This window comes from Cellulomonas wangleii (assembly GCF_018388445.1).
GTDB lineage: Bacteria > Actinomycetota > Actinomycetes > Actinomycetales > Cellulomonadaceae > Cellulomonas > Cellulomonas wangleii.
In genome coordinates, this window is record NZ_CP074405.1 from 1,634,444 (window position 1) to 1,659,641 (window position 25,198).

Genomic DNA, 25,198 nt, shown 5'->3' on the forward strand with positions numbered 1-25,198 from the left:
CCGTGCGAATGCGCTCGGCGTGCGCACTAGGCTCGTCGTCATGCTCCTGCGCATGTCCACCCTGTTCCTCCGTACCCTGCGCGAGGACCCCGCCGACGCCGAGGTCGCCAGCCACCGGCTGCTCGTGCGCGCGGGGTACATCCGTCGCGCCGCCCCCGGCATCTACACCTGGCTCCCGCTGGGCCTGCGGGTCCTGTCGAAGGTCGAGCAGGTGGTCCGTGAGGAGATGGCGGCGATCGGTGCGCAGGAGGTGCACTTCCCGGCGCTGCTGCCCAAGGAGCCCTACGAGGCGACGGGGCGCTGGTCCGAGTACGGGCCGAACATCTTCCGCCTCAAGGACCGCAAGGGCGCCGACTACCTGCTCGCCCCCACGCACGAGGAGATGTTCACGCTCCTGGTCAAGGACCTGTACTCGTCGTACAAGGACCTTCCGGCGGCCCTGTACCAGATCCAGACGAAGTACCGCGACGAGGCCCGGCCGCGCGCCGGCCTCATCCGCGGGCGCGAGTTCGTCATGAAGGACGCGTACTCGTTCGACGTCGACGACGAGGGCCTCGCGGCGTCCTACGAGGCGCAGCGCGGTGCCTACCAGCGGATCTTCGACCGGCTGGGGCTCGAGTACGTCATCGTCGCCGCGACCTCCGGCGCCATGGGCGGCTCGCGGTCCGAGGAGTTCCTCGCCCCGATGGCCATCGGGGAGGACACGTTCGTGCGCTCGCCCGGCGGGTACGCGGCGAACGTCGAGGCGGTCACCACCGTCGTGCCCGACGCGATCGACTGGTCCGACGCGCCCGCCGCGCACGTCGAGGACACCCCGGACACGCCCACGATCGACTCGCTCGTCGCGCTCGCCAACGAGCGCCTGCCGCGGGACGACCGGCCGTGGACGGCCGCCGACACGCTCAAGAACGTCGTCGTCGCGCTCGTGCAGCCCACCGGGGAGCGCGAGCTGCTCGTCGTCGGCCTGCCCGGTGACCGCGAGGTCGACCTCAAGCGGCTCGAGGCCGCCGTCGCGCCCGCCGAGGTCGAGCCCGCCGGCGACGCCGACTTCGCTGCCCACCCCGAGCTGGTCCGCGGGTACATCGGCCCGTCCGTGCTCGGTCCCAACGTGCCCGTCGCGGACGGCGAGGAGCGCACCGCGGTGCGGTACCTCCTCGACCCCCGCGTGGTGGCCGGCACCCGCTGGATCACCGGGGCGAACGAGCCCGGGCGGCACGTCTTCGACCTGGTCGCCGGCCGGGACTTCACCGCCGACGGCACGGTCGAGGCGGCCGAGGTGCGCGCGGGCGACCCCGCGCCCGACGGGTCGGGACCGCTCGAGCTCGCGCGCGGCATCGAGATCGGCCACATCTTCCAGCTGGGTCGCAAGTACGCGCAGGCACTCGGCCTGACGGTGCTCGACCAGAACGGCAAGTCCCAGGTCGTCACCATGGGCTCGTACGGCATCGGGGTGACCCGCGTCCTGGCGGCGCTCGCCGAGGCCAACCACGACGACCGAGGGCTCGCGTGGCCGGCGGACGTCGCGCCCGCGCACGTCCACGTCGTCGCCACGGGCAAGGACGCCGCCGTGTTCGAGGCGGCCGAGGCGCTGGCCACGACGCTGTCGGCGCGCGGCGTCGAGGTGCTCTACGACGACCGGCCCAAGGTCTCACCCGGCGTGAAGTTCGCCGACGCGGAGCTGTTGGGCGTCCCGCTCGTCGTCGTCGTGGGGCGGGGCCTGGCCGAGGGTGTGGTCGAGGTCCGCCCCCGGGTCGGCGGCACCCCCGAGCAGGTCCCCGTCGCCACGGCGGCCGACCGCGTCGCCGAGATGGTCGACGAGCTGGTCGCCGGCTGACGTCCCCCGGTCCTGCGGGACCCGACGTGGGACGCCCGCTCGAGCCGCCCCACGGGGCCGGCCGGGCGGGCGTCCCACGTCCGGGCCGGAACCGTCCGCCCGGGTCCCGGTGGTCAGGCGACCGCGGCGGGTGCCGGCGGGTCAGCCGACGGGGGTCGTCGCGAGCTCGGGCATGCCGGGGAAGGGGACCGGGGCGGCGCCCCAGGCGACCGCCGCGGCCGTCGCCGTGCGCAACGACGCGATCGCCTCCGCCCGCGCACCCGCCGGCGCGTCGTCCACGGCCTGTGCGGAGGCGTCGGCGACGGCCTGCTCCAGCGTGCGCGGCAGGGCGTCCGCCACCGTCGGGTCGTCCAGCCCGCCGGGCAGGGCGTACGCGGACCGGCGCGGGTCGGTCGGCTGACCGACGACGCCGGCGGTCGCGGCCCACGCGTCCGACGCCCGGCGGTGCCCGTCGGCGGCCGCCAGCAGGGTGGCCCGCCGCTCGTCGGTGGTGCGGGCGGCGAGGACGGCGAGCGTCCACGCGGCCTCGTCGTGCGCCAGCGCCAGTGCCTTCGCACCCGCCGCGGCCGCGGGCGTCGCGTCACCGGGTGCCGCACCGCCGGTGGGCGCGGCACCGGGTGGCGTGACCGTGGGGTCCGCGGTGGCCGTCGCCGCCGTGCCCGCCGTGCCGTCGGGTGCCGCGAGGGCCGGGTCGGGGCGAGGCACACCCGTCACCGCGGCGAGCCGGTCGGCCAGCGCATCGCGCGCCACGGACACCGACGCGACCAGCCGGGCCAGCGCACCGTCGGGCACGTCGTCCGCGTCGTCCGCCGCGCGTGCCGCGTCGTCAACCAGTGCGCTGAGCACGCCGGTGACGTCCGTCACCGCGGGCGACGTCGCGGCCGGCGCGGGGGTGGGCGTCGCGTCCGGCAGCCCGGAGTCGTAGACCCCGCCGAGCGCCTCGACGTGCTGGTCCGAGAACGTGGCGACGTCGTCCAGGACGGCCCTGGTCGCCTCGTCGGCGGACGGCGCGGCGGCCCGCGCGGCGTCCGCCAGCGCGAGGGCGTCGTCCACCGTCCGCGCCCGGACCTGCTCGATCGCGTCCGGGGAGGGCTCCGCCGGCGGCGGTGACTCGAGCCGCACGCCGCAGCCCCCGAGGGCGAGCGCGCCCGCCACCAGGGTGGCCGCCAGGCGCAGCACGGGTGCGCGCCGGCGCGCTTCCGGGCGCGCGGTCGGGGGTGCGGGGTGCGGGGTGCGGTGGCGGTCCATCGGGCGCGATCCTGCCATGCCCGCCGCCTCCGGCCCGGCACGTCCGGTGGGGGCGCCGGGAGTCGTTACCCTGGTTCCACAACGTCACAGGGTCGCCGCCTGCGCCCCACCGTGCAGGAGAGTCGACAGGAGGCCGGGTCATGGGCGCGCCAGCCACCGCACCCCGGGTGCGGGAGATCGTGGAGGCAGCCGTGACCGGCGCCGGTCTGCTGCTCGACGACCTCCAGGTCGCCGGCAGCGGGCGTGGCACGGTCGTGCGCGTGGTCGTCGACCTGCGTGACGAGGACCCGGGCACGCTCGACCTCGACCGGGTGGGTGACGTCACGCGCGCCGTGTCGGACGCGCTCGACGCCGCCGACGTGCTGCCCGCGGCCTACACGCTGGAGGTCGGCAGCCCCGGCGCAGAACGTCCGCTGACGGCCGCACGGCACTGGCGGCGGGCCCGGGGTCGCACCGTGGTGGTGCGGCGCACCGACGGGCGCACGCTCACCGGCCGCCTGGAGCAGGTCGGCGACGGCGAGCGGCCGGACCTCGTGGTGGTGCCGGTGACGGCCCCCGGCAAGGGCCGCCGGCCCGTGCAGGGCGCGCCCGTGACGCTGGCCTGGGACGACGTGCGGGACGCACGGGTGCAGGTGGACCTCGCCGCGGTGCGCGACGCCGAGGACGACGACGACGCGGTCTCTCGGGACGGCGCAGGAAGGGGCTGACGTGGACATCGACATGCAGGCGCTGCGACTCATCGAGCGCGAGCGGGAGATCAGCCTCGACGTGCTCGTCGAGGCCATCGAGCAGGCGCTGCTCTCCGCCTACCACCGGACGCCCGGTGCGCAGGCGCGCGCGCGGGTCGAGCTGGACCGGCGCAGCGGCCACGTGACCGTCTGGGCGCGCGACCCGCTGCCGGAGGACGCGGAGCCCGGCACGCCGGACACCCCGGAGTACGAGGACACCCCCGCAGGCTTCGGCCGCATCGCGACCGCGACCGCGCGCCAGGTCATCGTGCAGCGGCTGCGCGACGCCGAGGACGACCAGGTGCTCGGCACGTTCCGCAGCAAGGCGGGCGAGGTGCTCGGCGGCGTCATCCAGCAGGGACGCGACCCGCGCACCGTGCTCGTCGACGTCGGCGGCGTCGAGGCCGTCCTGCCGGCGCACGAGCAGGTGCCGGGGGAGCGGTACGTGCACGGCGAGCGGCTGCGGGCCTACGTGCTCGACGTCGCCCGCGGCCAGCGGGGGCCGCAGATCACGCTGTCGCGCACGCACCCGAACCTGGTGCGCAAGCTGTTCGCCCTCGAGGTGCCGGAGATCGCCGACGGCACGGTGGAGATCACCGCCATGGCCCGCGAGGCCGGTCACCGGACCAAGATGGCTGTGCGCGCGAACGTGCCCGGCGTGAACGCCAAGGGTGCGTGCATCGGCCCCATGGGTGGGCGCGTGCGCGCCGTCATGGCTGAGCTCCACGGCGAGAAGATCGACATCGTCGACCACTCCGACGACCCCGCCGAGATGATCGCGCACGCGCTCTCGCCGGCACGTGTGCTCGACGTCACGATCGTCGACCCGGTCGCCCGTGCGGCACGGGTCGTCGTCCCCGACTACCAGCTGTCCCTCGCCATCGGCAAGGAGGGTCAGAACGCCCGTCTGGCCGCGAAGCTGACCGGTTGGCGCATCGACATCCGGTCCGACGCGGAGCCCGCGGCGGGCGCCGCACCCGGGTCCTCCCGCGGTGCCGACGACCCGGCTGCGGGGGCGTCCGGTCCCGTCCGGTGACCAGGCGCGCTAGACTCTCTGAGGCTGGGCCGGCTGCCCGGCTCTCTTCGCCGAGCAGGCGGAACCCCGATCCCGCGCCCCAGGCGCCAGAACCGGGTCCCGTCCGCACGTGCGTGGGGTGCCGTGCGACCGGCCTCAGGTCGGCCCTGCTGAGGGTGGTGCTGTCCGACGACGGCGCGGGTGATCCCGTGCTCGTGGTGGACGAGCGCCGCCGGATGCCGGGCCGGGGTGCGTGGCTGCACCCCGACCAGCGTTGCCTCGAGCTCGCCGTACGACGGCGGGCCTTCGGCCGGGCGCTGCGGCACACCGGCCCCCTGGGGGTCGATGTCGTGGAGCAGGTCGTCACGCGGCTCGCCGCGCAGGATCAGCCACAGCACAGCACCACGGTGCCGGGACCGACTCCGGTACCGACCGTCGACCGGGAAAGCGGGTTGGAAGCCGATGGCTACCCGATGAGCACGCACCGATGAGTACCCAGCGATGAGTACCTCGCACTAACGACGGTCCGACCCTGTCCGGGCGGACCAGGACAGGAGAGATGTGGCCAAGGTCCGCGTCTACGAGCTCGCGAAGGAGCTCGGGGTCGACAGCAAGACCATCATGACCAAGCTCAACGAGCTCGGAGAGTTCGTCCGCTCGGCGTCATCGACGATCGAGCCCCCCGTCGTGCGCAAGCTGCGCGACACCTACCCGGTGGGAGGCTCGGGCAAGCCCGCAGCGCGCCCCGCCGCGCCGCAGGCGCCCGCACCGTCCGGGGGCACGCCCGCCCCGGCACCGGCGCGTCCCGCGGCACCGGCCGCTCCCGCACCGGCTGCTCCGGCGCCGGCCGCGGCAGCACCGCAGGCCCCGGCACCGCAGGCTCCGGCCGCCCAGGCTCCGGCGCCGCAGGCACCGGCCCCCCAGGCGCCGGCCCCCCAGGCGCCGGCCCCCCAGGCTCCCGCCGCCCAGACCCCGGCCCCGCGCGCGGCCGCACCGGCCAACCCCGGTGCCCGTCCGTCGCAGCCGGCCCCGCAGGGTGCCCGTCCCGGCGCGCCCCGTCCGCCGCAGAGCGGTGGCCAGGGTGGTGCCCGTCCCGGTGCCCCGCGTCCCGCGGCGCGTCCGGGCAACAACCCGTTCGCCCCGGCCCAGGGCATGCCCCGCCAGGGTGAGCGCCCCGGCGGACCGCGTCCCGGTGGCCCGCGTCCGGGCAACAACCCCTTCGCCCCGTCGCAGGGCATGCCGCGTCCCGGTGACCGTCGTCCGGCACCCGCCGAGGGTGCGCCCGCTGCGGCGGCCGGCGAGCGCCCGGGCGGTCCTCGTCCTGGTGGTCCGCGTCCCGGCGGTCCCCGCCCCAACCCGGGCATGATGCCCGGTCGTACGCAGAGCGGCGTCGGTCGCCCCGGTGAGCGTCCGGCACCCGCCGGTCGCGGGGGTGGCGGTCGTCCCGGTGGCGGTGGCGGCGGCTACGGCGCCCGTCCCGGTGGCGGTGCACCCGGTGGTGGCGGCGGTTTCGCCGGTCGTCCCGGTGGTGGCGGCGGTCGTCCCGGCGGCGCCGGTCGCGGCTCGACCCAGGGTGCGTTCGGTCGCGCCGGGGGTCGTCCGGTCCGTGGGCGCAAGTCCAAGCGGGCGAAGCGCCAGGAGTTCGAGCAGATGCAGGCGCCGTCGCTGGGCGGCGTGTCCGTCCCGCGCGGCAACGGCAAGACGGTCGTCCGCCTGCGCCACGGCTCGTCGCTGAACGACTTCGCCGACAAGATCGACGCCAACCCGGCGTCGCTCGTCACCGTGCTGTTCCACCTCGGTGAGATGGCGACGGCGACGCAGTCGCTCGACGAGGACACGTTCGGCGCGCTCGCGTCCGAGCTCGGCTACGTCATCGAGATGGTGTCGGCCGAGGAGGAGGACCGCGAGCTGCTCGGGGCCTTCGACATCGACCTGGAGGCCGAGCTCGAGGCCGAGGGTGACGAGGTCCTGGAGGCGCGGCCGCCGGTCGTCACCGTCATGGGTCACGTCGACCACGGCAAGACCAAGCTCCTCGACGCCATCCGGTCCACGGACGTCGTCGCGGGCGAGGCCGGCGGCATCACCCAGCACATCGGTGCGTACCAGGTGCGCGCCGAGCACGAGGGTGTCGAGCGGGCCATCACGTTCATCGACACCCCGGGTCACGAGGCGTTCACCGCCATGCGTGCCCGTGGTGCCCAGGTCACCGACATCGCGATCCTCGTGGTCGCGGCGGACGACGGCGTGATGCCCCAGACGATCGAGGCGCTCAACCACGCGCAGTCGGCGAACGTGCCGATCGTCGTCGCGGTCAACAAGGTGGACAAGGAGGGGGCGAACCCCGACAAGATCCGCCAGCAGCTCACCGAGTACAACCTGGTGGCCGAGGAGTACGGCGGCGACACCATGTTCGTCGACGTCTCCGCCAAGCAGCTCCAGGGGATCGACCAGCTGCTCGAGGCCGTCCTGCTCACCGCGGACGCGGCCCTCGACCTGCGCGCCAACCCCGACAAGGACGCGCGCGGCGTCGCGATCGAGGCCAACCTCGACAAGGGTCGCGGTGCGGTCGCCACGGTGCTGGTCCAGTCCGGTTCGCTGCACGTCGGTGACGCGATCGTCGCCGGCACGGCGCACGGCCGCGTCCGGGCCATGCTCGACGAGCACGGCGAGAACCTCACGGAGGCGGGTCCCGCCCGTCCCGTGCAGGTGCTAGGGCTGTCCTCGGTGCCCCGCGCGGGCGACACGTTCCTCGTGGCGCCCGACGAGCGCACCGCGCGTCAGATCGCCGAGAAGCGCGAGTCGGCCGAGCGTGCCGCCCTCCTGGCCAAGCGTCGCAAGCGCATCAGCCTCGAGGACTTCACGCAGGCTCTGCAGCAGGGCAAGGTCGAGACCCTCAACCTCGTCCTCAAGGGCGACGTGTCCGGTGCCGTCGAGGCACTCGAGGACGCGCTGCTCAAGATCGACGTCGGCGACGAGGTCGAGCTGCGCGTCATCCACCGCGGTGTGGGTGCCATCACGCAGAACGACGTCAACCTGGCCACGGTCGACAACGCGATCATCATCGGCTTCAACGTGAAGCTGGCGCCGCGTGTCGAGGAGCTGGCGGACCGCGAGGGCGTCGACGTGCGCTTCTACTCGGTCATCTACCAGGCGATCGACGACGTCGAGGCAGCCCTCAAGGGGATGCTCAAGCCGGAGTACGAGGAGGCACAGCTCGGCTCGGCCGAGGTGCGCGAGATCTTCCGCTCCTCCAAGTTCGGCAACATCGCCGGGTGCATCGTGCGCTCGGGCGAGATCCGACGGAACACGAAGGCGCGCGTGCTCCGCAAGGGCAAGATCATCGGGGACAACCTGACGATCGAGTCGCTCAAGCGGTTCAAGGACGACGCGACCGAGGTCCGCGAGGGCTACGAGTGCGGTATCGGTCTCGGGTCGTTCAACGACCTGCAGCTCGAGGACGTCATCGAGACGTTCGAGATGCGGGAGAAGCCGCGGTCGTGATGTTCGTTGCTCGGGGGTGAGTCGATCCGGCTCACCCCCGGGCGGCCTCCGGGAGCGGCGGGGCGGGCCTACCGCGGGCCTGGCGGCCCGTGCCAGGCACGCTCCACCGCTCCCTGCGGCCACCCTCGTCAGTTCTCAGACCTCACGCCCACGGCGGGTGGGGCTGGAAGAAAGGCAGGACCATGGCCGACACAGGGCGGGCGCGGAAGCTGGCCGAGCGGGTCCAGCAGGTGGTCGCGCAGATGATCGACACGCGGGTCAAGGACCCGCGGCTCGGGTTCGTGACGGTGACGGACGTCCGTGTCACCGGCGACCTGCAGCACGCGGACGTGTACTACACGGTCCTCGGCGACGCCGAGGCGCGCGAGGGCTCCGCGAAGGCGCTGGAGAGCGCCAAGGGCCTCATCCGCTCCGAGGTGGGCAAGCAGACGGGCATCCGGCTGACGCCCACCCTCGCATTCCACCTCGACGCGGTGCCGGAGACGGCGGCGCACCTCGAGCAGGCGCTGTCCGAGGCGGCCCGGCGGGACGCCGAGGTGGCGCGGCTCGCCGCGAGCGCGCGGTACGCCGGCGAGGCCGACCCGTACCGTCGCGACGACGACGAGACCGGCACGGACTGAGCACCCTCGACGGGCCCCGCGCCCCGGCCACGTGCCGGCGCGGGGCCCGTCGTCGTCCCCGGCCGGGTCGCCGTGCCGCGTCGTCGTCGCGGTGCCGTCCCGGCGCCGTCGCGGTGTCGTCGTCCGTCGTCCCGGTGCGGGCTCCCGGTGCAGCGGTGGACGCACCCGCGTGCGGCACGCCGTGGGTCCGCCGCTAGCCTGGCCGGATGCCGACCGCACCGCGCCACGTCCCGGCGTCCGCATGACCGCCCCCGCGGGCCGGGGCGACGCCCGGCAGTCCGGGCCGCGCCGCCCGACCGCCGACGACGGGCTGCTCGTCGTCGACAAGCCCGGGGGGTGGACCAGCCACGACGTGGTCGCCCGCGTGCGGCGGCTGGCGGCGACCCGGAAGGTCGGGCACGCCGGCACGCTGGACCCCATGGCGACCGGCGTCCTGGTCCTCGGCATCGGCAGGGCCACCCGGCTGCTCACGTACGTCACCGGGGCGGACAAGGACTACGCGGCCACCGTGCGCCTGGGCGTGGCCACGACGACGGACGACGCGGAGGGTGAGGTCGTGGCGCGGGTCGACGCGTCGGCGGTCCCGCGGGCCGACCTGCTCGCCCGGGTCGCGGAGCTGACCGGTGACATCCGCCAGGTCCCCAGCACGGTGTCGGCGATCAAGGTCGACGGGCAGCGCGCCTACGCGCGCGTGCGCGCCGGTGAGGACGTCGAACTGGCCGCGCGTCCCGTGCACGTCGCCCGGTTCGAGGTCGTGGCCGCACGCACCGACGTCGACGACGGCGTCCCGGTGCTGGACGTCGACGTCGAGGTCACCTGCTCGTCCGGGACGTACGTGCGGGCGCTGGCGCGGGACCTCGGGGACGCCCTGGGCGTCGGCGGCCACCTCACGGCCCTGCGCCGCACGCGCGTCGGCGGGTTCGGGCTGGCGCAGGCGCGCACCCTCGACGACCTCGGCGCGACGCCGGACGACGTGGCGGTGCCCGTGGTGCCGTTGGCGGAGGCGGCCCGCGGGGTGCTCCCCGTCCGGGAGCTCACGGAGCCTGAGGCGCGTGCGCTGTCCTACGGGCAGGGCGTGGACGCGCACGACGGGCCCGACGGTCCGCTGGCGGCGATCGCGCCCGACGGGACGCTGGTGGCCGTGGTGGAACGGCGGGGCGGCCGCCTGCGACCGGCGGTGGTGTTCGCGCCGGCGTCCTGACCTGGCACAGGACGGGCCGAAACGATTCGCGCAGGGCCGGGTCCGGACCGCGTCTTCCGGTTCGTCCGGTTCGCCCGTAGCCTGTCGCCCGCAGGACGAGCGCCCGGCACGCCGAGGTGTGGGAGCGCTTCTAGTCACCCCGGGGAGACGACGTGGTTTCTCGAAAGACACGGCGCGCGGTGCGCGCGGCGACGGCGATCGGCAGCGCGGCGGTGCTCGCGGCGGTCGGTCTGCTGCCCGCGGTCGCGGTCGACGACACCTTCGACGACGGACCCGGCGCGTGGATCGCGTACGGCACCGACGGCGGGATCGACACGAGCAGCGGCGCGCTGTGCGTGGACGTGCCCGCCGGCTCGGCGCAGTACGGGGTCGGCGTGGTGCTCAACGGCGTGGCCGTGGAGGAGGGTGCGACGTACACGCTCGCCTACACGGCCGCCGCGACCACCGACGTGACGATCCGCGCCGTGGTCGGACAGAACGGTGCGCCGTACGGCACCGTGCTGGACACGAGCCCGGCGCTCACCGCCGAGCCGACCGCCGTCGAGGAGACGTTCACCGCCATCGCGTCGTACCCCGCCACGCCGACCGACGAGTCCCCCGAGGGGCAGATCGCCTTCCAGCTGGGCGGCGTCACCCCCGAGGCGTGGACCTTCTGCCTCGACGACGTGTCGCTGAGCAGCGACAGCGAGCTGCTGCCCCACACCTCGTTCGCGGAGAGCCTGGGCCCCTGGAGCCTGTACGGCACGGGCGACCCGACGTTCGCCGACGGTGAGATGTGCGTCGAGGTGCCCGGGGGCAACGTGAACCCCTGGGACGCCGGCCTGTCGTTCACGGGCCTGCCGATCGAGGAGGGCCAGAACTACGTGCTGTCCCTGACGGGGCGCACGGAGCCCGCCACGCCGGTGCGGGTGATCGTCGGCGAGGGCGGCGGCGCGTACCGCACGGCGTTCGAGCAGTCGGCGGCTCCGCTGACCGAGGAGCGCACCACACTGTCGTACCCCTTCACCGCGGGGCTGACGTTCCCCGCCGACGGTGACGCGCCCGGCCAGGTCGCGCTCCATCTCGGCAAGGCTGCGCCGTACACGTTCTGCCTCTCGGAGGTCTCGTTGAGCACGTCCGCCACGCCGCCCCCGCCCTACGAGCCGGACACCGGCCCGCGGGTCCGCGTCAACCAGGTCGGCTACCTGCCGCAGGCGGTCAAGCGCGCGACGCTCGTCACCGACGCGACGGAGGCGGTCGAGTGGCAGCTGCTGGACGCGGACGGCGAGCAGGTCGCGCAGGGCGAGTCCGAGCCGGTCGGCCCGGACGCGTCCTCGGGCGAGAACGTCCACGTGATCGACTTCTCCGACGTCACGACCACGGGGTCGGACCTCACCCTCGTCGCCGACGGCGAGATCAGCCACCCGTTCGCGATCGCGACGGACCTGTACTCCCAGCTCCGGTACGACGCGCTGAACTACTTCTACCTGGCGCGGTCGGGCATCGACATCGAGGCCTCGATCGTCGGCGAGGAGTACGCCCGGGAGGCGGGGCACGTGGGGGTCGCCCCCAACCAGGGCGACACCGACGTGCCGTGCATCGGACCGCGCGACTACTACGACGGCTGGACCTGCGACTACACGCTCGACGTCACGGGCGGCTGGTACGACGCGGGTGACCACGGCAAGTACGTCGTCAACGGCGGCATCGCCGTCGCCCAGCTGCTCTCGACGTACGAGCGCACGCTGACCGCACCCGGCGCCCGCGCCGGCGCGCTCGACGACGGCACGCTCGACCTGCCCGAGCACGGCAACGGCGTGCCCGACGTGCTCGACGAGGCGCGCTGGGAGCTCGAGTGGATGCTGAAGATGGTGGCCCCGTCCGGTGAGTACGCCGGCATGGTGCACCACAAGATCCACGACGAGGGCTGGACCGGGCTGCCGCTGGCGCCCGCCGACGACCCGCAGGCGCGGTCCCTGCACCGGCCGTCCACCGCGGCGACGCTCAACCTCGCGGCGGTCGCCGCGCAGGGTGCGCGCCTGTTCGCCGACATCGACCCGGAGTTCGCCGCGACGCTCCTGACCACGGCGCGCAGCACGTACGAGGCGGCGCTCGCGCACCCCGACGTCTACGCGCCCGCCGCTGCCGGCAGCGACGGCGGCGGCCCGTACGACGACACGGACGTCAGCGACGAGTTCTACTGGGCGGCGGCCGAGCTGTACGTCACGACCGGGGAGGACCGGTACGCGGCGGACGTCACGGCGAGCCCGCACCACACCGGCGACGTCTTCGGGCCCGGCGGGTTCTTCTGGGGCGGCACGGCCGCGCTGGGCCGCCTCACGCTCGCGACGGTCCCGAACGGGCTGCCCGACCGTGCGGACGTGCGTGCGTCCGTCGTGGCCGCCGCGGACCGGTACCTCGAGGCCCAGGCCCAGCAGCCGTGGGGCTCGGTCTACTCGCCCACCGACGGGGTGTACGACTGGGGCTCGAACTCGTCGGTGACCAACGTCCTCGTGGTGGTCGCGACGGCGTACGACCTCACGGGCGACGAGACCTACCTGCAGGGGACCCTGGAGGGGCTGGACTACCTGTTCGGTCGCAACGCGCTCAACCGGTCGTACGTGACCGGCTGGGGAACGGTCTTCTCGCAGAACCAGCACTCCCGCTGGTTCGCGCACCAGCTCGACCCGTCCCTGCCCAACCCCCCGAAGGGCTCGCTCGCCGGGGGTCCCAACTCGATCCGCGGCACGTGGGACCCCACCATGCAGGCGACGCTCCCCGAGGACTGCGCCCCGGCGACGTGCTACCTGGACGAGATCAGTTCGTGGGCCTCCAACGAGATCACGGTCAACTGGAACTCGTCGCTCTCCTGGGTCGCGTCGTTCGCCGCGGACCAGCAGGACGGTGCGCCCGCCGCGGCCGCCCCGGTGGTGACCACGCACCCGGTCGACGTGACGGCCGCACTGGGCACGACCGCGACCTTCACGGCGGCCGCGACCGGTGCGCCGGCGCCCGACGTGCGCTGGCAGGTCCGCTCCGGCGGGACGTGGCGGGACGTGCCCGGCGCGACCGGCACCACCCTGCAGGTCGTCGCGACGTCGGCGAACGCCGGTGCGCAGTACCGGGCGGTGTTCACCAACGCCTCGGGCACCGTCACCACCACCGCCGCGCGGCTGCTGGTGCCCCAGCAGGCGCCGTCCGTGGTCCGGCACCCCACCGACACGGCGGGCCGGGTCGGCACCTTCGTGGAGTTCAGCGCCGCCGCCAGCGGGCAGCCCGCACCCACCGTGCAGTGGCAGTGGCGCTGGGGGAGGGGCCCGTGGCTCCCGGTGCCCTTCGCCCGCAGCACCACGCTGCGCGTGCTGGTGACGCCGCTCGCCCTCGGGACGGAGTACCGCGCGGTGTTCCGCAACCCCGCCGGCACGGCCGTCACCGACGGCGCCCGCCTCACGCCGCGGTTCGGTCGCTGACGCGCACCGCCGGTCCCCGGGCGCGCCCGCCCGAGGACCGGCGGTGCGGGGCGTCCCCCGCGTCGTGGCAGGCTTGTCCGCCGGGACCCGCGACGGGCGGGTGCGGTGGAACGGGAGCTGGTGTGCAGGTCTGGACCGACGTGTCGCAGGTGCCCCCCGGGTGGGGGCCTTCCGTGGTCACGCTCGGGAACTTCGACGGCGTGCACCGGGGGCACGTCGCGGTCCTGACCCGCATGGTCGACGACGCGCGCGCGGTCGGCGCGCACGCCGTCGCCGTGACGTTCACGCCGCACCCCGCCCAGGTCCACCGGCCGGACGAGGCACCCGAGCTGCTGCTCGGTGACGCGGACCGGCTCGAGCTGCTCGCGGCCACCGGGCTCGACGCCGTCCTGCTCGTGCCGTACACGCTCGGGTTCGCGCGCCAGAGCCCCGAGGAGTTCGTGCAGCGCTACCTGGTGGCGGCGCTGCGGGCGCGCACCGTGGTCGTCGGCCACGACGTGCGCTTCGGCTGGCAGAACTCGGGCGACCTGACGACCATGCGCCGGCTGGGGGAGCGGTACGGGTTCACGGTCGACGTCATCGACGACGTGCGCCCCGGCGGCGCCGTCGAGGACACCCCCGCGCACCGCCGCTGGTCGTCGACGTGGGTGCGCGAGCTCCTGGCGCGTGGCGCGGTCGAGGAGGCGGCGCAGGTGCTCGGCCGGCTGCACCGCGTCCGGGGCGTCGTCGTGCACGGCGACGCGCGCGGGCGCGAGCTGGGGTACCCGACCGCCAACCTCGGCGACACGGTGGGCATGGTGCCCGCGGACGGCGTCTACGCCGGGTGGTTGCGGCGTGCGGAGCGCCGTCCCGACGGGCTGCCGGTGCCGACCGCCGACCGCCTCCTGCCCGTGGCCGTCTCGATCGGCACCAACCCGACCTTCGGCGGCCGCGGTCGCCGGGTCGAGGCCTACGTGCTCGACCGCACCGACCTCGACCTGTACGACGAGGAGGTCGTGCTCGAGCTCGTCGCGCGGCTGCGCCCGACGGTGCGCTTCGACACGGTCGACGCGTTGCTCGAGCAGATGGCGCTTGACGTGCGCGACGTCCGCCGCGAGCTCCGCACGGGTGCACCCGGCACCGCATGACGAGGTGAGCGGCGTGTCCTGGTAGTCTGGGCGAGCCGTACGACCGGCCGCGGACCGAGAGAGCCCGGGTGGACATGCCCCGGCGCACCGCGCAACGAGAATCCTGAGGAGACCCTGTGCCGCTCGACAGTGCCATCAAGCAGTCCATCATGACCGAGTACGCCACCCACGAGGGTGACACCGGTTCGCCGGAGGTCCAGATCGCGGTCCTGACGCAGCGGATCAAGGACCTCACGGAGCACCTGAAGACCCACAAGCACGACCACCACAGCCGCCGCGGGCTGCTGCTCCTCGTCGGGCGCCGTCGCCGGCTGCTCGGCTACCTGCAGAAGGTCGACATCAACCGCTACCGTGCGCTCATCGAGCGCCTCGGCCTGCGCCGCTGAACGACCCGCACCAGCCCGGACCGTGTCGGTCCGGGCTGGTCCTGCGTCGGGCCCCGTCCCCCCGGACGGGCTGACGCGGGTCCGCACGACACGCACCACCTGCACCACCGCACGACCAGCACAACCACCGCGCCGACCCCGCTCGTCCGGTCCTCGGTAGTGGCCCCCGGAACATGTGTCCGGGCGCCACGGTCGAAGACCGCCGCGGGGCAGGGCGGCGCCTTCGAGAACAAGGAGGGCACCCATGGAGGGTCCCGAGATCCAGTTCGCCGAGGCCACGATCGACAACGGTCGCTTCGGCACCCGCACCGTCCGCTTCGAGACCGGCCGGCTGGCCAAGCAGGCCGCCGGCGCGGCCGTCGCGTACCTCGACGACGACACGATGCTGCTGTCGGCCACCACGGCCGGCAAGCACCCGCGTGAGCAGTTCGACTTCTTCCCCCTGACGGTCGACGTCGAGGAGCGCCAGTACGCCGCCGGCAAGATCCCCGGCTCGTTCTTCCGCCGCGAGGGCCGTCCCTCGACCGAGGCGATCCTGGCCTGCCGCCTGATCGACCGCCCGCTGCGTCCCCTGTTCGTCAAGGGCCTGCGCAACGAGGTCCAGGTCGTCGTGACGGTCCTGTCGATCAACCCCGACGACGCGTACGACGTGCTCGCGATCAACGCGGCGTCGATGTCGACCCAGCTGTCCGGCCTGCCGTTCTCCGGCCCCGTCGCCGCGACGCGCCTCTCGCTCGTCGACGGCCACTGGGTCGCGTTCCCGCGCTACTCCGAGCGCGTGCGCTCGACGTTCGACATGGTCGTGGCGGGGCGCATCGTCGGTGACGACGTCGCGATCGCCATGATCGAGGCCGAGGCGCCCGAGGGTGCCTGGAACCTCATCCACGGCGGCGGCGGCACCGTGCCGACCGAGGACGTCGTGGCGCAGGGCCTCGAGGCCGCCAAGCCGTCCATCCGCGCGCTGGCCGAGGCGCAGCAGCAGCTCGCCGGCCAGGCCGCCAAGGAGACCCAGGTCTTCCCGACGTTCCCGGACTACCAGCCCGACGCGTACGCCGCCGTCGAGCAGGCCGCCACGGCGCGCCTGTCCGAGGCGCTGTCGATCGCCGACAAGCAGCAGCGCGAGGGCCGTCTCGACGAGATCAAGGCCGAGGTCCAGGGCGAGCTCGCCGAGCAGTTCGAGGGCCGCGACAAGGAGATCTCCGCCGCGTACCGCTCGGTCCAGAAGGCGCTCATCCGCCAGCGGATCCTCACCGACGGCTTCCGCATCGACGGCCGCGGGCTGCGCGACATCCGCACGCTGTCGGCAGAGGTCGAGGTGCTGCCCCGCACGCACGGCTCCGCGCTGTTCGAGCGTGGCGAGACGCAGATCCTCGGTGTCACCACGCTGAACATGCTGCGCATGGAGCAGCAGATCGACTCGCTGTCGCCCGAGACGCGCAAGCGCTACATGCACCACTACAACTTCCCGCCGTTCTCCACGGGCGAGACGGGCCGCGTCGGTTCGCCGAAGCGCCGCGAGATCGGCCACGGCGCGCTCGCCGAGCGTGCGATCGTCCCGGTGCTGCCGGCCCGCGAGGACTTCCCCTACGCGATCCGCCAGGTGTCCGAGGCGCTGGGCTCCAACGGCTCGACGTCCATGGGCTCGGTCTGCGCCGCGACCCTGTCGCTGCTCAACGCCGGTGTGCCGCTGCGCGCGCCCGTCGCCGGCATCGCCATGGGCCTGGTGTCCGACACGGTCGACGGTGAGACCCGCTACGCGGCGCTCACCGACATCCTGGGCGCCGAGGACGCGTTCGGCGACATGGACTTCAAGATCGCCGGCACGCGCGAGTTCGTCACGGCCATCCAGCTCGACACCAAGCTCGACGGCATCCCCGCCTCGGTGCTCGGCGGCGCGCTGACCCAGGCCAAGGAGGCTCGCCTGGCGATCCTCGACGTCATCGCCGAGGCGATCGACGTGCCGGACGAGATGAGCCCGTTCGCTCCCCGCGTCATCTCCGTGAAGGTGCCGGTCGACAAGATCGGCGAGGTCATCGGCCCGAAGGGCAAGATGATCAACCAGATCCAGGAGGAGACCGGCGCCGACATCTCCATCGAGGACGACGGCACGGTCTACATCGGCGCCACCGACGGACCGTCGGCGGAGGCCGCGCGGGCCGCGATCAACGCGATCGCGAACCCGCACATGCCCGAGATCGGCGAGCGCTTCGTCGGTACCGTGGTGAAGACCACGACGTTCGGCGCGTTCATCTCGCTGTCGCCCGGCAAGGACGGTCTGCTGCACATCTCGCAGATCCGCAAGCTGGTCGGCGGCAAGCGGGTCGAGAACGTCGAGGACGTGCTGGCCATCGGCCAGAAGGTCCAGGTCGAGATCGGTGAGATCGACCCGCGCGGCAAGCTCTCGCTGCACGCGGTGCTCGACGAGTCCCAGGCTGAGGGCGACGACCAGGCCGCCGAGCCGGCGACCGCCGACGCCTGACGTGCCGCAGCAGCTCCCGCTCGTCGCACCCGGGTCGCCGGGTGCGGAGCTCGTCGTCGGGCAGGAGGGTGGCGCCGCCGTGCGGCGCACCGTCCTGCCCGGCGGCGTCCGGGTCCTCACCGAGCACATGCCCGGCATGCGCTCGGCGACCGTCGGCGCCTGGGTCGGCGTCGGGTCCCGGGACGAGACGTCGGGCCACTTCGGCTCGACGCACTTCCTCGAGCACCTGCTGTTCAAGGGCACGGCGCGGCGCACCGCGATGGACATCGCGGAGGCGTTCGACGCCGTCGGTGGTGAGGCCAACGCCGCCACCGGCAAGGAGCACACGTGCTACTACGCACGGGTGCTCGACACCGACGTCCCGATGGCGGTGGACGTCATCGCGGACATGGTGACCTCGGCGCGGCTCGACCCCGCCGAGCTCGAGACCGAGCGCGGGGTGATCCTCGAGGAGCTCGCGATGAACGACGACGACCCGTCGGACGTCGCCCACGAGCAGTTCGCGACCGCGGTCTTCGGGGACACGCCGCTGGGGCGGCCCATCGGGGGCACGCCCCAGGCGATCCGCTCGGTCCCGCGCGACGCGGTCTGGGAGCACTACCGCGAGCACTACCGGCCCGAGACCCTCGTGGTGACGGCTGCCGGTGGCGTCGACCACGACGCGCTCTGCGCGCAGGTCGAGGCGGCGCTGCGCACGGGTGGCTGGGAGCTGGGCACCACCGACGTGCCCGCCGGACGCCGGGTGGGTGCCACGGCGTCGCCGACGGGCGGCGCGGAGCTCACCATCCGTCGCACGACGGAGCAGGCGAACGTCATCGTGGGCGGGACCTGCCTGAACGCGACCGACGAGCGGCGGTTCGTGCTCTCGGTGCTGAACGCCGCCCTGGGTGGGGGCATGTCCTCGCGGCTGTTCCAGGAGGTGCGCGAGAAGCGCGGCCTGGCGTACTCGACGTACTCGTTCGCCAGCGGTCACGCCGAGACGGGCCTGTTCGGCCTCTACGCGGGCTGCACCCCGGCGCGGGTCGACGAGGTCACGGCGCTCATGGTGCACGAGCTCGAGCGCATGGCGGACGAGCCGATGGGTGCGGCCGAGCTGGCCCGCTGCATCGGACAGCTGTGCGGCGGGCTGGTGCTCGGCATGGAGGACACGGGGTCGCGCATGAGCCGGCTCGGGAAGGCCGAGCTGGTGCACGGCGAGCTGCTCGACATCGACGAGTCGCTGGCGCGGGTCCGCGCGGTCACCGCGCAGCAGGTCCAGGCGCTGGCGGGCGAGCTGGCCGCTGCGCCGCGCAGCGTGGTGCGGGTCGGTCCCTTCGGGGACTGACCGGTCCCGTCGTGCCCCGCGGTCGGGGCATGATGGGGCATGCCCGTCGCCGTGGACTCCTACCGTCGGTTCGCCGTGCCCAGCGCCCTCGCGGGGGTGGCCGAGCACGCCTGGGTCGCCCGCCACGCCGCGGGCCGCGCGCACGCCGAGGTGCTGCTGCCGGACGGTCGGGGTCTGCTGCAGATCGTTCGCGGTACCGGCGGCGCGGTCGTCGAGCCGCTGACCGGGCAGCGGACGCCCGACCGTGACGGGGTCCGGGGCGCCTGGACCCACGCGGTCGTCGGCGAGCAGACGGGCCCCGTGGCCCGGCTGGGGGTGCAGCTGCACCCTGCCGGGCTCGCGCGGTTGCGCGACGAGCGCCCGACCGCCGACACGTGGCTGCCGCCGACCGCGGTCCTCGACGAGGCCACCGTCGCCGCGGCCGGGGAGCAGCTCGCCGCGGGGGAGGACGACGCGGCGGTGACGACGGTCCTCGGGGCGCTGGCGGCACGGCCCCGCCGCAGCAGCGCCGACCTCGACCACCTCGACGACGCGCTGGCGTTCGTCGACGAGCGCCGCGGCCTGGTGCGGGCGACCGACGTCGCACGGGAGGTCGGCACCAGCCTGGGGGAGCTGCACCGGTGGTGCACCCACCTGCTGGGCACGAGCCCGGCGCAGTACCTCTCCGCCGTGAGGTTCAGCACCTTCGTGCGGGAGGCGGTGGGTGCCGGACCGGTCGACGCGGCCGCGACGGTCGCGGCGATCGAGTGGTACGTCGCGGCGGGCTACCAGCCCCGGGAGGTGGAGCGGTTCACCGGTCTCCCGCCGGTCGAGCTGCGTCGGCTCGCCGAGCACCTCGCGCAGCGGTTCGGTCCCGGAGCGCTCGCGCGCTGAGGGGCTCGTCGGACGTCCGGCCGGTGCGGGCGGGGTCGCAGGCGTGCGGGCCGCGGACGCACCGCGACCCGCCGGTGCGTGGCGACTAGGGTGGCCTGCCGTGAGCGAACCGATCCGCGTGGCCGTGCTGGGCGCCTCCGGGCGCATGGGGGCGCAGACCGTGCGCGCCGTGCAGGGGGCCGACGGCCTCGAGCTGGTGGCCGCCCTCGACGCGGGTGACGACCTGCGAGCCGTGACCGACGCCGGCGCGCAGGTCGCCGTCGACTTCACGGTGCCGGCCGTGACGGAGCAGCACGTGCACGCCCTGGTGGACCAGGGGGTGCACGCGGTCGTGGGGACGACGGGCTGGGACGACGCGTCGCTCGGGCGGGTGCGCGACCACCTGACCCGGGCGCCCGGCGTCGGGGTCGTGGTGGCGCCCAACTTCGCGCTGGGCGCGGTCCTGGCCATGACGTTCGCGCGGCAGGCCGCCCGCTGGTTCGAGTCCGCCGAGGTCGTCGAGCTGCACCACCCCGACAAGGTCGACGCACCGTCGGGCACCGCCCGGCACACGGCGCAGGGCATCGCCGCGGCACGTGCCGCCGCGGGCCTCGGGCCCGTCCCCGACGCGACCGCCCAGGCGCTGGACGGGGCACGGGGTGCGGACGTCGACGGCGTGCGCGTGCACGCCGTGCGCCTGCGGGGCCTCGTCGCGCACGAGGAGATCCTGCTGGGCAACCCCGGCGAGATGCTGACGATCCGGCACGACTCGTTCGACCGGAGCAGCTTCATGCCCGGGGTCCTGCTCGCCGTGCGCCGAGTGGCGGACCGGCCCGGCCTCACCGTGGGGCTCGAGCACCTGCTGGACCTCCCCGCATGACCGACGGACCCGCGGCACGCCGTCGCCGCACCGGCCTGCTCGCGGCGGTCGGGCTGACGGCACTGCTGGCGATCTACGTCTGGCTGGTCGCCCTGCGGGCGGTGCAGCTCATCGGCACGGGGCAGACGGTCGGCGTGGTGCTCGGCGTCGCCCTGCTGGTCGCGCCGCTGCTGGTGCTCGCCCTCATCACCCGGGAGTGGCTGCTGGCGATCGACGTGCAGCGCATGGCCGACGAGCTGGCGGCGACGGGTGACCTGCCCGTCGACGACCTGCCGCGCTCGCCGAGCGGCCGCATCGACCGGGCGGCGGCGCGGGCGGCGTTCGCGCCCCACCGCGAGCAGGTCGAGGCGGACCCCGGTGACTGGCGCGGCTGGTACCGGCTGGCGTTCGCGTACGACGCGGCCGGGGACCGGTCGCGCGCGCGGGCGGCGCTACGCACCGCCAGCCGGTTGCACCGGGGCAAGGGCGCGGCCGCGGACCTGCCCTGACGGGGCGGCCGGGCCGCCGCGGGGACGTCGCGACACGGGCCGGTGTGGTCTTCAGATGCCGGCGTACCAGCGGCGCTCGGTGACGACGTGCGCCTCCTCGTCGGGTCCGGGTCCCGTCGCGAGGCGGCGGCTGCGACCGTCGGGCCCGAGCCCTGCGCCGGACAGGAAGCGCTCGCGCGCCGCGTCCCCCTCGACCACCCACGTCTGCACCTGGTCGGCGCCGTCCGCGCGGAGCAGGTCGACCGCGGCCGCCAGCAGGCGGGACCCGTGCCCGGCGCGCTGGTCCGGCGGGTCGACCTCGAGGGCCAGGACCACACCGCCGGGTGCCTGCATCGGGTCTGGCGGGGCGACGGGGGCGACCGACGCGACCCCGACGACGCGGGGTCCGTCGCACGCGACGAGCACGTGGTACCCCGGCCCGGGCGGCGCCGTCACGGCCTGCCGCCACCGCTCGACGAACGCCTGCTCGTCGAGCGAGTCGAGCACGACCTCGCCGAGCACGTCGACGTGGGAGGCACGCCACGCGGCGAGCTGGATGCGCGCGATGCGCTCCTCGTCCCCCGGGACGGCGGGGCGGACGGAGACGTCAGCGGTGGGCAGCACCCGGTGAGCCTAACCCTGCCGGTCGACGCCCCGGCCGCCCGTCACGGCATGCCGAGCAGGCGCAGACCGGCCGCGGTCGCCGCGGCGAGCAGCACGACGACGACGAACGGCGCACGCAGCACCAGCGCGACGGCCGCCACGGCCAGTGCGGGCAGCCGCGCGTCCAGCACGACGCGTCCGCCGTCGGTGGCGGCCTGCACGGCGACGAGCGCCGAGAGCAGCGCGACGGTGACGAGGGCGGCCACACGTGCGACCCGTGGCTGGGCGAGCCAGTGCTCCGGCAGGACGTGGCCCGCGAGCTTGATGGCGAGGCACGCCAGGCCCGCGAGCAGCACGCCGCCCCACAGCGCGGTCATGCTCCCGCTCCCGGTGCGGGCGGGCGTCGGGTCGTGACGAGGCCGACGACCACGGCCACCAGCGCGGCCAGCAGCACCGGGACGCCGGCGGGCAGCAGCGGCGTGGTCGCCAGCGCCACGACGACCGCGGCCGCCGCCACCGCCTGCGCGGCCCGCCCCGCCAGGCGTGGCCACACCAGTGCGAGGAACGCGGCAGCCGCGGCGGCGTCGAGCCCGTAGGCGCGCGGGTCGCCGAGGCGGTCGCCGACGAGCGCCCCCAGCAGCGAGAACAGGTTCCACAGCACGTACACGCCCACGCCGGTCCACCAGAAGCCGACCCGCGCGGCCGCCCGGGTCGGCTGGGCCGTCGCGACAGCCGTCGACTCGTCGATGGTCAGCTGCGCGGCCGGCAGGCGCCGGGACCACGGCAGGTCCAGCAGGGGCGTCAGCTGGGCGCCGTACAGCCCGTTGCGCGCGCCGAGGAGCGCGGCGGACGCGACGGCGGCACCCATGGCGCCGCCGCCGCCGACGACGCCGATGAAGGCGAACTGGGAGCCGCCCGAGAACATCAGCAGGCTCAGGGCCATCGTCTGCGGGACCGACAGGCCGGCGGCGACGGACAGCGCACCGAACGAGATGCCGTACAGCCCGGTGGCGACCGACACCGAGACCGCCTGCCGGCGCGCGGCGGAGGCGGGGTCGTGCGTGGTCACGTCCCCAGTCTCCCGCACGGCGGTGTGCCGGGCCGCGCGCGGATGTGCCGGCGGCGCCCGTGCCGGGCGACGTCAGAGCGCCACGTACACCGGGTCGAGGTACTCCTCGATGCCGAGCTCGCCGCCCTCCCGGCCCAGGCCCGAGGTCTTGAGCCCGCCGAAGGGTGCGCTGGCGTCGGAGACCATGCCCCGGTTGATGCCGATCATCCCCGCCTGCACCTCGTCGGCCAGCCGCATGGCCCGGCCGACGTCCCGCGTGTAGGCGTACGCCACCAGCCCGAACGGGGTCGCGTTGGCCAGGCGCAGCGCCTCGTCCTCGTCGTCGAACGTCACGACGGGCGCGACGGGCCCGAAGATCTCCTCGGTCACCACGCGGGCGTCCGGCGCGACGTCCGTCAGCACCGTCGGTGCGTAGAAGTACCCGGCACGGCGCGGGACGGTGCCGCCCGTGCGGACCCGGGCGCCGCCGTCGGCGGCCTGCGCCACGACCTCGGCGACGCGCTCGACCGCCGCGCGCTCGATGAGCGGGCCGACCGTCACGCCGTCGTCGGCGCCGTGCCCCAGGACGAGACCCTCGAAGGCCCGCGTGAGCCGGCGCGAGAACTCGTCCGCGACGGACGCGTGCACGAGGAATCGGTTGGCCGCCACGCACGTCTGGCCGGAGTTGCGCATCTTGGCCTGCACCGCGCCCTCGACCGCGGCGTCGAGGTCGGCGTCCGCGAAGACCAGGAACGGGGCGTTGCCGCCCAGCTCCATCGAGGTGCGCAGGATCGACGGGGCGGCCGCGGCCAGCAGCGTGGCCCCCACCTCGGTCGACCCGGTGAACGACAGCTTGCGCAGCCGGGGGTCGGCCAGCAGCGGCTCGCTGATCCGCCGCGCGGACGACGAGGGCACGACGTTGACGACGCCCGCCGGCAGGTCCCGCGCCTCGAGCTCGGCGCGGATGACCTCGGCGACGTACGCCGTGGTCAGCGGCGTCAGCCGCGCGGGCTTGACGACGCACGTGCACCCGGCGGCCAGCGCGGGCGCGATCTTGCGCGCGATCATGGCGATCGGGAAGTTCCAGGGCGCGATCAACAGGGCAGGGCCGACCGGTCGGCGCAGCACGAGCTGGTGGTGGGTGCCCGCCGGGGCGCGTCGCGCGAGCCCGTCGACCCGGACGGCCTGCTCGCTGTACCAGCGCACGTACTCGGCCGCGTACGCGACCTCGGCGCGCGACTCCGCCAAGGGCTTGCCGCCCTCGGCGGTCACGAGCGCCGCGATGTCGTCCGTGCGGGCCACGAGCGTGTCGAAGACGGCCCGCAGCAGGTCCGAGCGCACGCGCGGCGCGGTGCGGCGCCACGGGTCGAACGCCTCGACGGCGGCGTCGAGCGCGTCGCGGGCGTCCGCCTCGTCGGCGTCGGCGACCTCGAAGATCGTGCGGGCCGTCGCCGGGTCCTCGACCTCGAACGTCGCGCCCGACCTCGCGGCGCGCCACCGCCCGCCCACGAGCATCCCGGTGGGCAGGTGCGCGGCGACGGTCGGCGGCAGCGGCGAGGTCATGCCGACCATCCTGGCCTCCTGCCTACGATGTCGCCATGACGGAGCCGGCCGACGCCACGCACGCCCCGACGACCGACGTCCCGACGCCGTACGAGGACCTGCTGCGCCTCGTCCTGGCCACGGGGACGCCGAAGTCCGACCGCACCGGCACCGGCACGCGCTCGCTGTTCGGGCACCAGCTGCGCTACGACCTGCGCGCCGGGTTCCCGCTGGTCACGACCAAGCGGGTCTTCTTCCGAGGCGTCGCGGAGGAGCTGTTCTGGTTCCTGCGCGGGGAGTCGAACATCTCCTCGCTGGTCGAGCGCGGCGTGCACATCTGGGACGAGTGGGCCGACGCGGACGGCGAGCTCGGGCCCGTCTACGGCGTGCAGTGGCGGTCGTGGCCGACGCCCGACGGCGGCCACGTCGACCAGCTCACGCGCGTGCTGGCGGACCTGCGCGCGAACCCCGACTCCCGGCGGCACGTCGTGTCGGCGTGGAACGTCGCCGAGCTCGACCGCATGGCGCTGGTGCCGTGCCACGCGTTCTTCCAGCTGTACGTCGCCGACGGGCGGCTGTCGTGCCAGGTGTACCAGCGCTCGGCCGACCTGTTCCTCGGGGTGCCGTTCAACATCGCCTCGTACGCGCTGCTCACGCACATGATCGCCCAGCAGGTCGACCTCGAGGTCGGGGACCTGGTGTGGACCGGCGGCGACTGCCACGTGTACGACAACCACGTCGAGCAGGTCCGCGAGCAGCTCTCCCGCGACCCGTACCCGTACCCCACGCTGCGGCTGCGCCGGGCGGGGTCGTTGTTCGACTACACGTGGGAGGACGTGGCGGTGGAGGGCTACGTGCACCACCCCGCGATCTCCGCGCCCGTGGCGGTCTGAC

The 25,198-nt window shown here is 74.7% G+C and carries 21 protein-coding genes; 16 read left to right on the forward strand and 5 right to left on the reverse strand.

Annotated features, from left to right (window positions below; genetic code table 11):
- Positions 1 to 40: 40 nt before the first annotated feature.
- On the forward strand, positions 41 to 1,834 hold the full coding sequence (locus KG103_RS07590) for a proline--tRNA ligase (protein WP_207341403.1): 1,794 nt from the start codon (positions 41 to 43) through the stop codon (positions 1,832 to 1,834).
- Between the two features lie 141 nt (positions 1,835 to 1,975).
- Here KG103_RS07590 and KG103_RS07595 read toward each other — a convergent pair whose 3' ends face one another.
- On the reverse strand, positions 1,976 to 3,082 hold the full coding sequence (locus tag KG103_RS07595) for a DUF4439 domain-containing protein (protein WP_207341402.1): 1,107 nt from the start codon (positions 3,080 to 3,082) through the stop codon (positions 1,976 to 1,978).
- 140 nt (positions 3,083 to 3,222) lie between these two features.
- Here KG103_RS07595 and KG103_RS07600 point away from each other — a divergent pair, with 140 nt between their 5' ends.
- The 14 genes from KG103_RS07600 (at position 3,223) to KG103_RS07665 (ending at position 21,132) form a co-directional block, all read left to right on the forward strand.
- Positions 3,223 to 3,789 (forward strand): ribosome maturation factor RimP, encoded by a 567-nt coding sequence (locus KG103_RS07600; RefSeq protein ID WP_207341401.1) that lies wholly within the window; start codon positions 3,223 to 3,225, stop codon positions 3,787 to 3,789.
- Between the two features lies 1 nt (position 3,790).
- Positions 3,791 to 4,846, forward strand: coding sequence for a transcription termination factor NusA (gene nusA, locus KG103_RS07605; RefSeq protein WP_207341400.1), 1,056 nt, complete (start codon positions 3,791 to 3,793; stop codon positions 4,844 to 4,846).
- A gap of 155 nt (positions 4,847 to 5,001) precedes the next feature.
- Entirely contained in the window at positions 5,002 to 5,316 is a 315-nt protein-coding gene (locus tag KG103_RS07610) for a YlxR family protein (protein WP_307861465.1), read from the forward strand.
- Between the two features lie 70 nt (positions 5,317 to 5,386).
- Positions 5,387 to 8,326 (forward strand): translation initiation factor IF-2, encoded by a 2,940-nt coding sequence (gene infB / locus KG103_RS07615; RefSeq protein WP_207341398.1) that lies wholly within the window; start codon positions 5,387 to 5,389, stop codon positions 8,324 to 8,326.
- Positions 8,327 to 8,508: 182 nt separating this feature from the next.
- Positions 8,509 to 8,946 carry a 30S ribosome-binding factor RbfA gene (gene rbfA, locus KG103_RS07620; protein ID WP_207341397.1) on the forward strand — a complete coding sequence of 146 codons (438 nt, stop codon included), beginning with the start codon at positions 8,509 to 8,511 and terminating at the stop codon, positions 8,944 to 8,946.
- A 241-nt stretch (positions 8,947 to 9,187) separates the two neighbouring features.
- A complete protein-coding gene (gene truB / locus KG103_RS07625; RefSeq protein ID WP_207341396.1) occupies positions 9,188 to 10,147 on the forward strand; it encodes a tRNA pseudouridine(55) synthase TruB in 960 nt (319 codons plus the stop codon).
- Between the two features lie 152 nt (positions 10,148 to 10,299).
- A complete protein-coding gene (locus tag KG103_RS07630; protein ID WP_207341395.1) occupies positions 10,300 to 13,596 on the forward strand; it encodes a glycoside hydrolase family 9 protein in 3,297 nt (1,098 codons plus the stop codon).
- A 122-nt stretch (positions 13,597 to 13,718) separates the two neighbouring features.
- Entirely contained in the window at positions 13,719 to 14,723 is a 1,005-nt protein-coding gene (locus tag KG103_RS07635) for a bifunctional riboflavin kinase/FAD synthetase (protein WP_207341394.1), read from the forward strand.
- Between the two features lie 116 nt (positions 14,724 to 14,839).
- The gene (gene rpsO, locus KG103_RS07640) at positions 14,840 to 15,109 is read left to right on the forward strand and encodes a 30S ribosomal protein S15 (protein ID WP_207341393.1); all 270 of its coding nucleotides are present in this window, start codon (positions 14,840 to 14,842) and stop codon (positions 15,107 to 15,109) included.
- 244 nt (positions 15,110 to 15,353) lie between these two features.
- Positions 15,354 to 17,588, forward strand: coding sequence for a polyribonucleotide nucleotidyltransferase (locus tag KG103_RS07645; RefSeq protein WP_207341392.1), 2,235 nt, complete (start codon positions 15,354 to 15,356; stop codon positions 17,586 to 17,588).
- 1 nt (position 17,589) lies between these two features.
- Positions 17,590 to 18,912: a M16 family metallopeptidase gene (locus KG103_RS07650; RefSeq protein WP_207341391.1), complete on the forward strand. Its 1,323-nt coding sequence runs from the start codon at positions 17,590 to 17,592 to the stop codon at positions 18,910 to 18,912.
- Between the two features lie 39 nt (positions 18,913 to 18,951).
- Positions 18,952 to 19,785, forward strand: coding sequence for a helix-turn-helix domain-containing protein (locus KG103_RS07655; protein WP_207341390.1), 834 nt, complete (start codon positions 18,952 to 18,954; stop codon positions 19,783 to 19,785).
- Between the two features lie 100 nt (positions 19,786 to 19,885).
- Positions 19,886 to 20,644, forward strand: coding sequence for a 4-hydroxy-tetrahydrodipicolinate reductase (gene dapB / locus KG103_RS07660; RefSeq protein WP_207341389.1), 759 nt, complete (start codon positions 19,886 to 19,888; stop codon positions 20,642 to 20,644).
- Positions 20,641 to 21,132: a tetratricopeptide repeat protein gene (locus KG103_RS07665; protein ID WP_207341388.1), complete on the forward strand. Its 492-nt coding sequence runs from the start codon at positions 20,641 to 20,643 to the stop codon at positions 21,130 to 21,132. Before dapB ends, KG103_RS07665 begins: the two co-directional genes overlap by 4 nt.
- A gap of 51 nt (positions 21,133 to 21,183) precedes the next feature.
- Here KG103_RS07665 and KG103_RS07670 read toward each other — a convergent pair whose 3' ends face one another.
- The 4 genes from KG103_RS07670 to KG103_RS07685 form a co-directional block, all read right to left on the reverse strand.
- The gene (locus KG103_RS07670) at positions 21,184 to 21,735 is read right to left on the reverse strand and encodes a GNAT family N-acetyltransferase (protein WP_207341387.1); all 552 of its coding nucleotides are present in this window, start codon (positions 21,733 to 21,735) and stop codon (positions 21,184 to 21,186) included.
- Positions 21,736 to 21,776: 41 nt separating this feature from the next.
- On the reverse strand, positions 21,777 to 22,091 hold the full coding sequence (locus KG103_RS07675; protein WP_207341386.1) for an AzlD domain-containing protein: 315 nt from the start codon (positions 22,089 to 22,091) through the stop codon (positions 21,777 to 21,779).
- Positions 22,088 to 22,783 (reverse strand): AzlC family ABC transporter permease, encoded by a 696-nt coding sequence (locus tag KG103_RS07680; RefSeq protein WP_249670845.1) that lies wholly within the window; start codon positions 22,781 to 22,783, stop codon positions 22,088 to 22,090. Before KG103_RS07680 ends, KG103_RS07675 begins: the two co-directional genes overlap by 4 nt.
- A gap of 72 nt (positions 22,784 to 22,855) precedes the next feature.
- Positions 22,856 to 24,325, reverse strand: a complete 1,470-nt coding sequence (locus KG103_RS07685; RefSeq protein ID WP_207341384.1) for an NAD-dependent succinate-semialdehyde dehydrogenase — start codon at positions 24,323 to 24,325, stop codon at positions 22,856 to 22,858.
- 35 nt (positions 24,326 to 24,360) lie between these two features.
- On the opposite strand from KG103_RS07685, the gene KG103_RS07690 reads away from it, so the two are divergent.
- Positions 24,361 to 25,197, forward strand: coding sequence for a thymidylate synthase (locus KG103_RS07690; RefSeq protein WP_207341383.1), 837 nt, complete (start codon positions 24,361 to 24,363; stop codon positions 25,195 to 25,197).
- Position 25,198 lies beyond the last annotated feature (1 nt).

Excerpts from the sequence above, each read along its gene's own strand:
- KG103_RS07590 (WP_207341403.1), top strand. The coding sequence starts at position 41 with ATGCTCCTGCGCATGTCCACCCTGTTCCTCCGTACCCTGCGCGAGGAC.
- KG103_RS07675 (WP_207341386.1), bottom strand. The coding sequence starts at position 22,091 with ATGACCGCGCTGTGGGGCGGCGTGCTGCTCGCGGGCCTGGCGTGCCTC.
- truB (WP_207341396.1), top strand. The coding sequence starts at position 9,188 with ATGACCGCCCCCGCGGGCCGGGGCGACGCCCGGCAGTCCGGGCCGCGC.
- KG103_RS07595 (WP_207341402.1), bottom strand. The coding sequence starts at position 3,082 with ATGGACCGCCACCGCACCCCGCACCCCGCACCCCCGACCGCGCGCCCG.
- KG103_RS07665 (WP_207341388.1), top strand. The coding sequence starts at position 20,641 with ATGACCGACGGACCCGCGGCACGCCGTCGCCGCACCGGCCTGCTCGCG.
- KG103_RS07655 (WP_207341390.1), top strand. The coding sequence starts at position 18,952 with ATGCCCGTCGCCGTGGACTCCTACCGTCGGTTCGCCGTGCCCAGCGCC.
- rbfA (WP_207341397.1), top strand. The coding sequence starts at position 8,509 with ATGGCCGACACAGGGCGGGCGCGGAAGCTGGCCGAGCGGGTCCAGCAG.
- KG103_RS07645 (WP_207341392.1), top strand. The coding sequence starts at position 15,354 with ATGGAGGGTCCCGAGATCCAGTTCGCCGAGGCCACGATCGACAACGGT.
- KG103_RS07685 (WP_207341384.1), bottom strand. The coding sequence starts at position 24,325 with ATGACCTCGCCGCTGCCGCCGACCGTCGCCGCGCACCTGCCCACCGGG.
- KG103_RS07690 (WP_207341383.1), top strand. The coding sequence starts at position 24,361 with ATGACGGAGCCGGCCGACGCCACGCACGCCCCGACGACCGACGTCCCG.
- KG103_RS07600 (WP_207341401.1), top strand. The coding sequence starts at position 3,223 with ATGGGCGCGCCAGCCACCGCACCCCGGGTGCGGGAGATCGTGGAGGCA.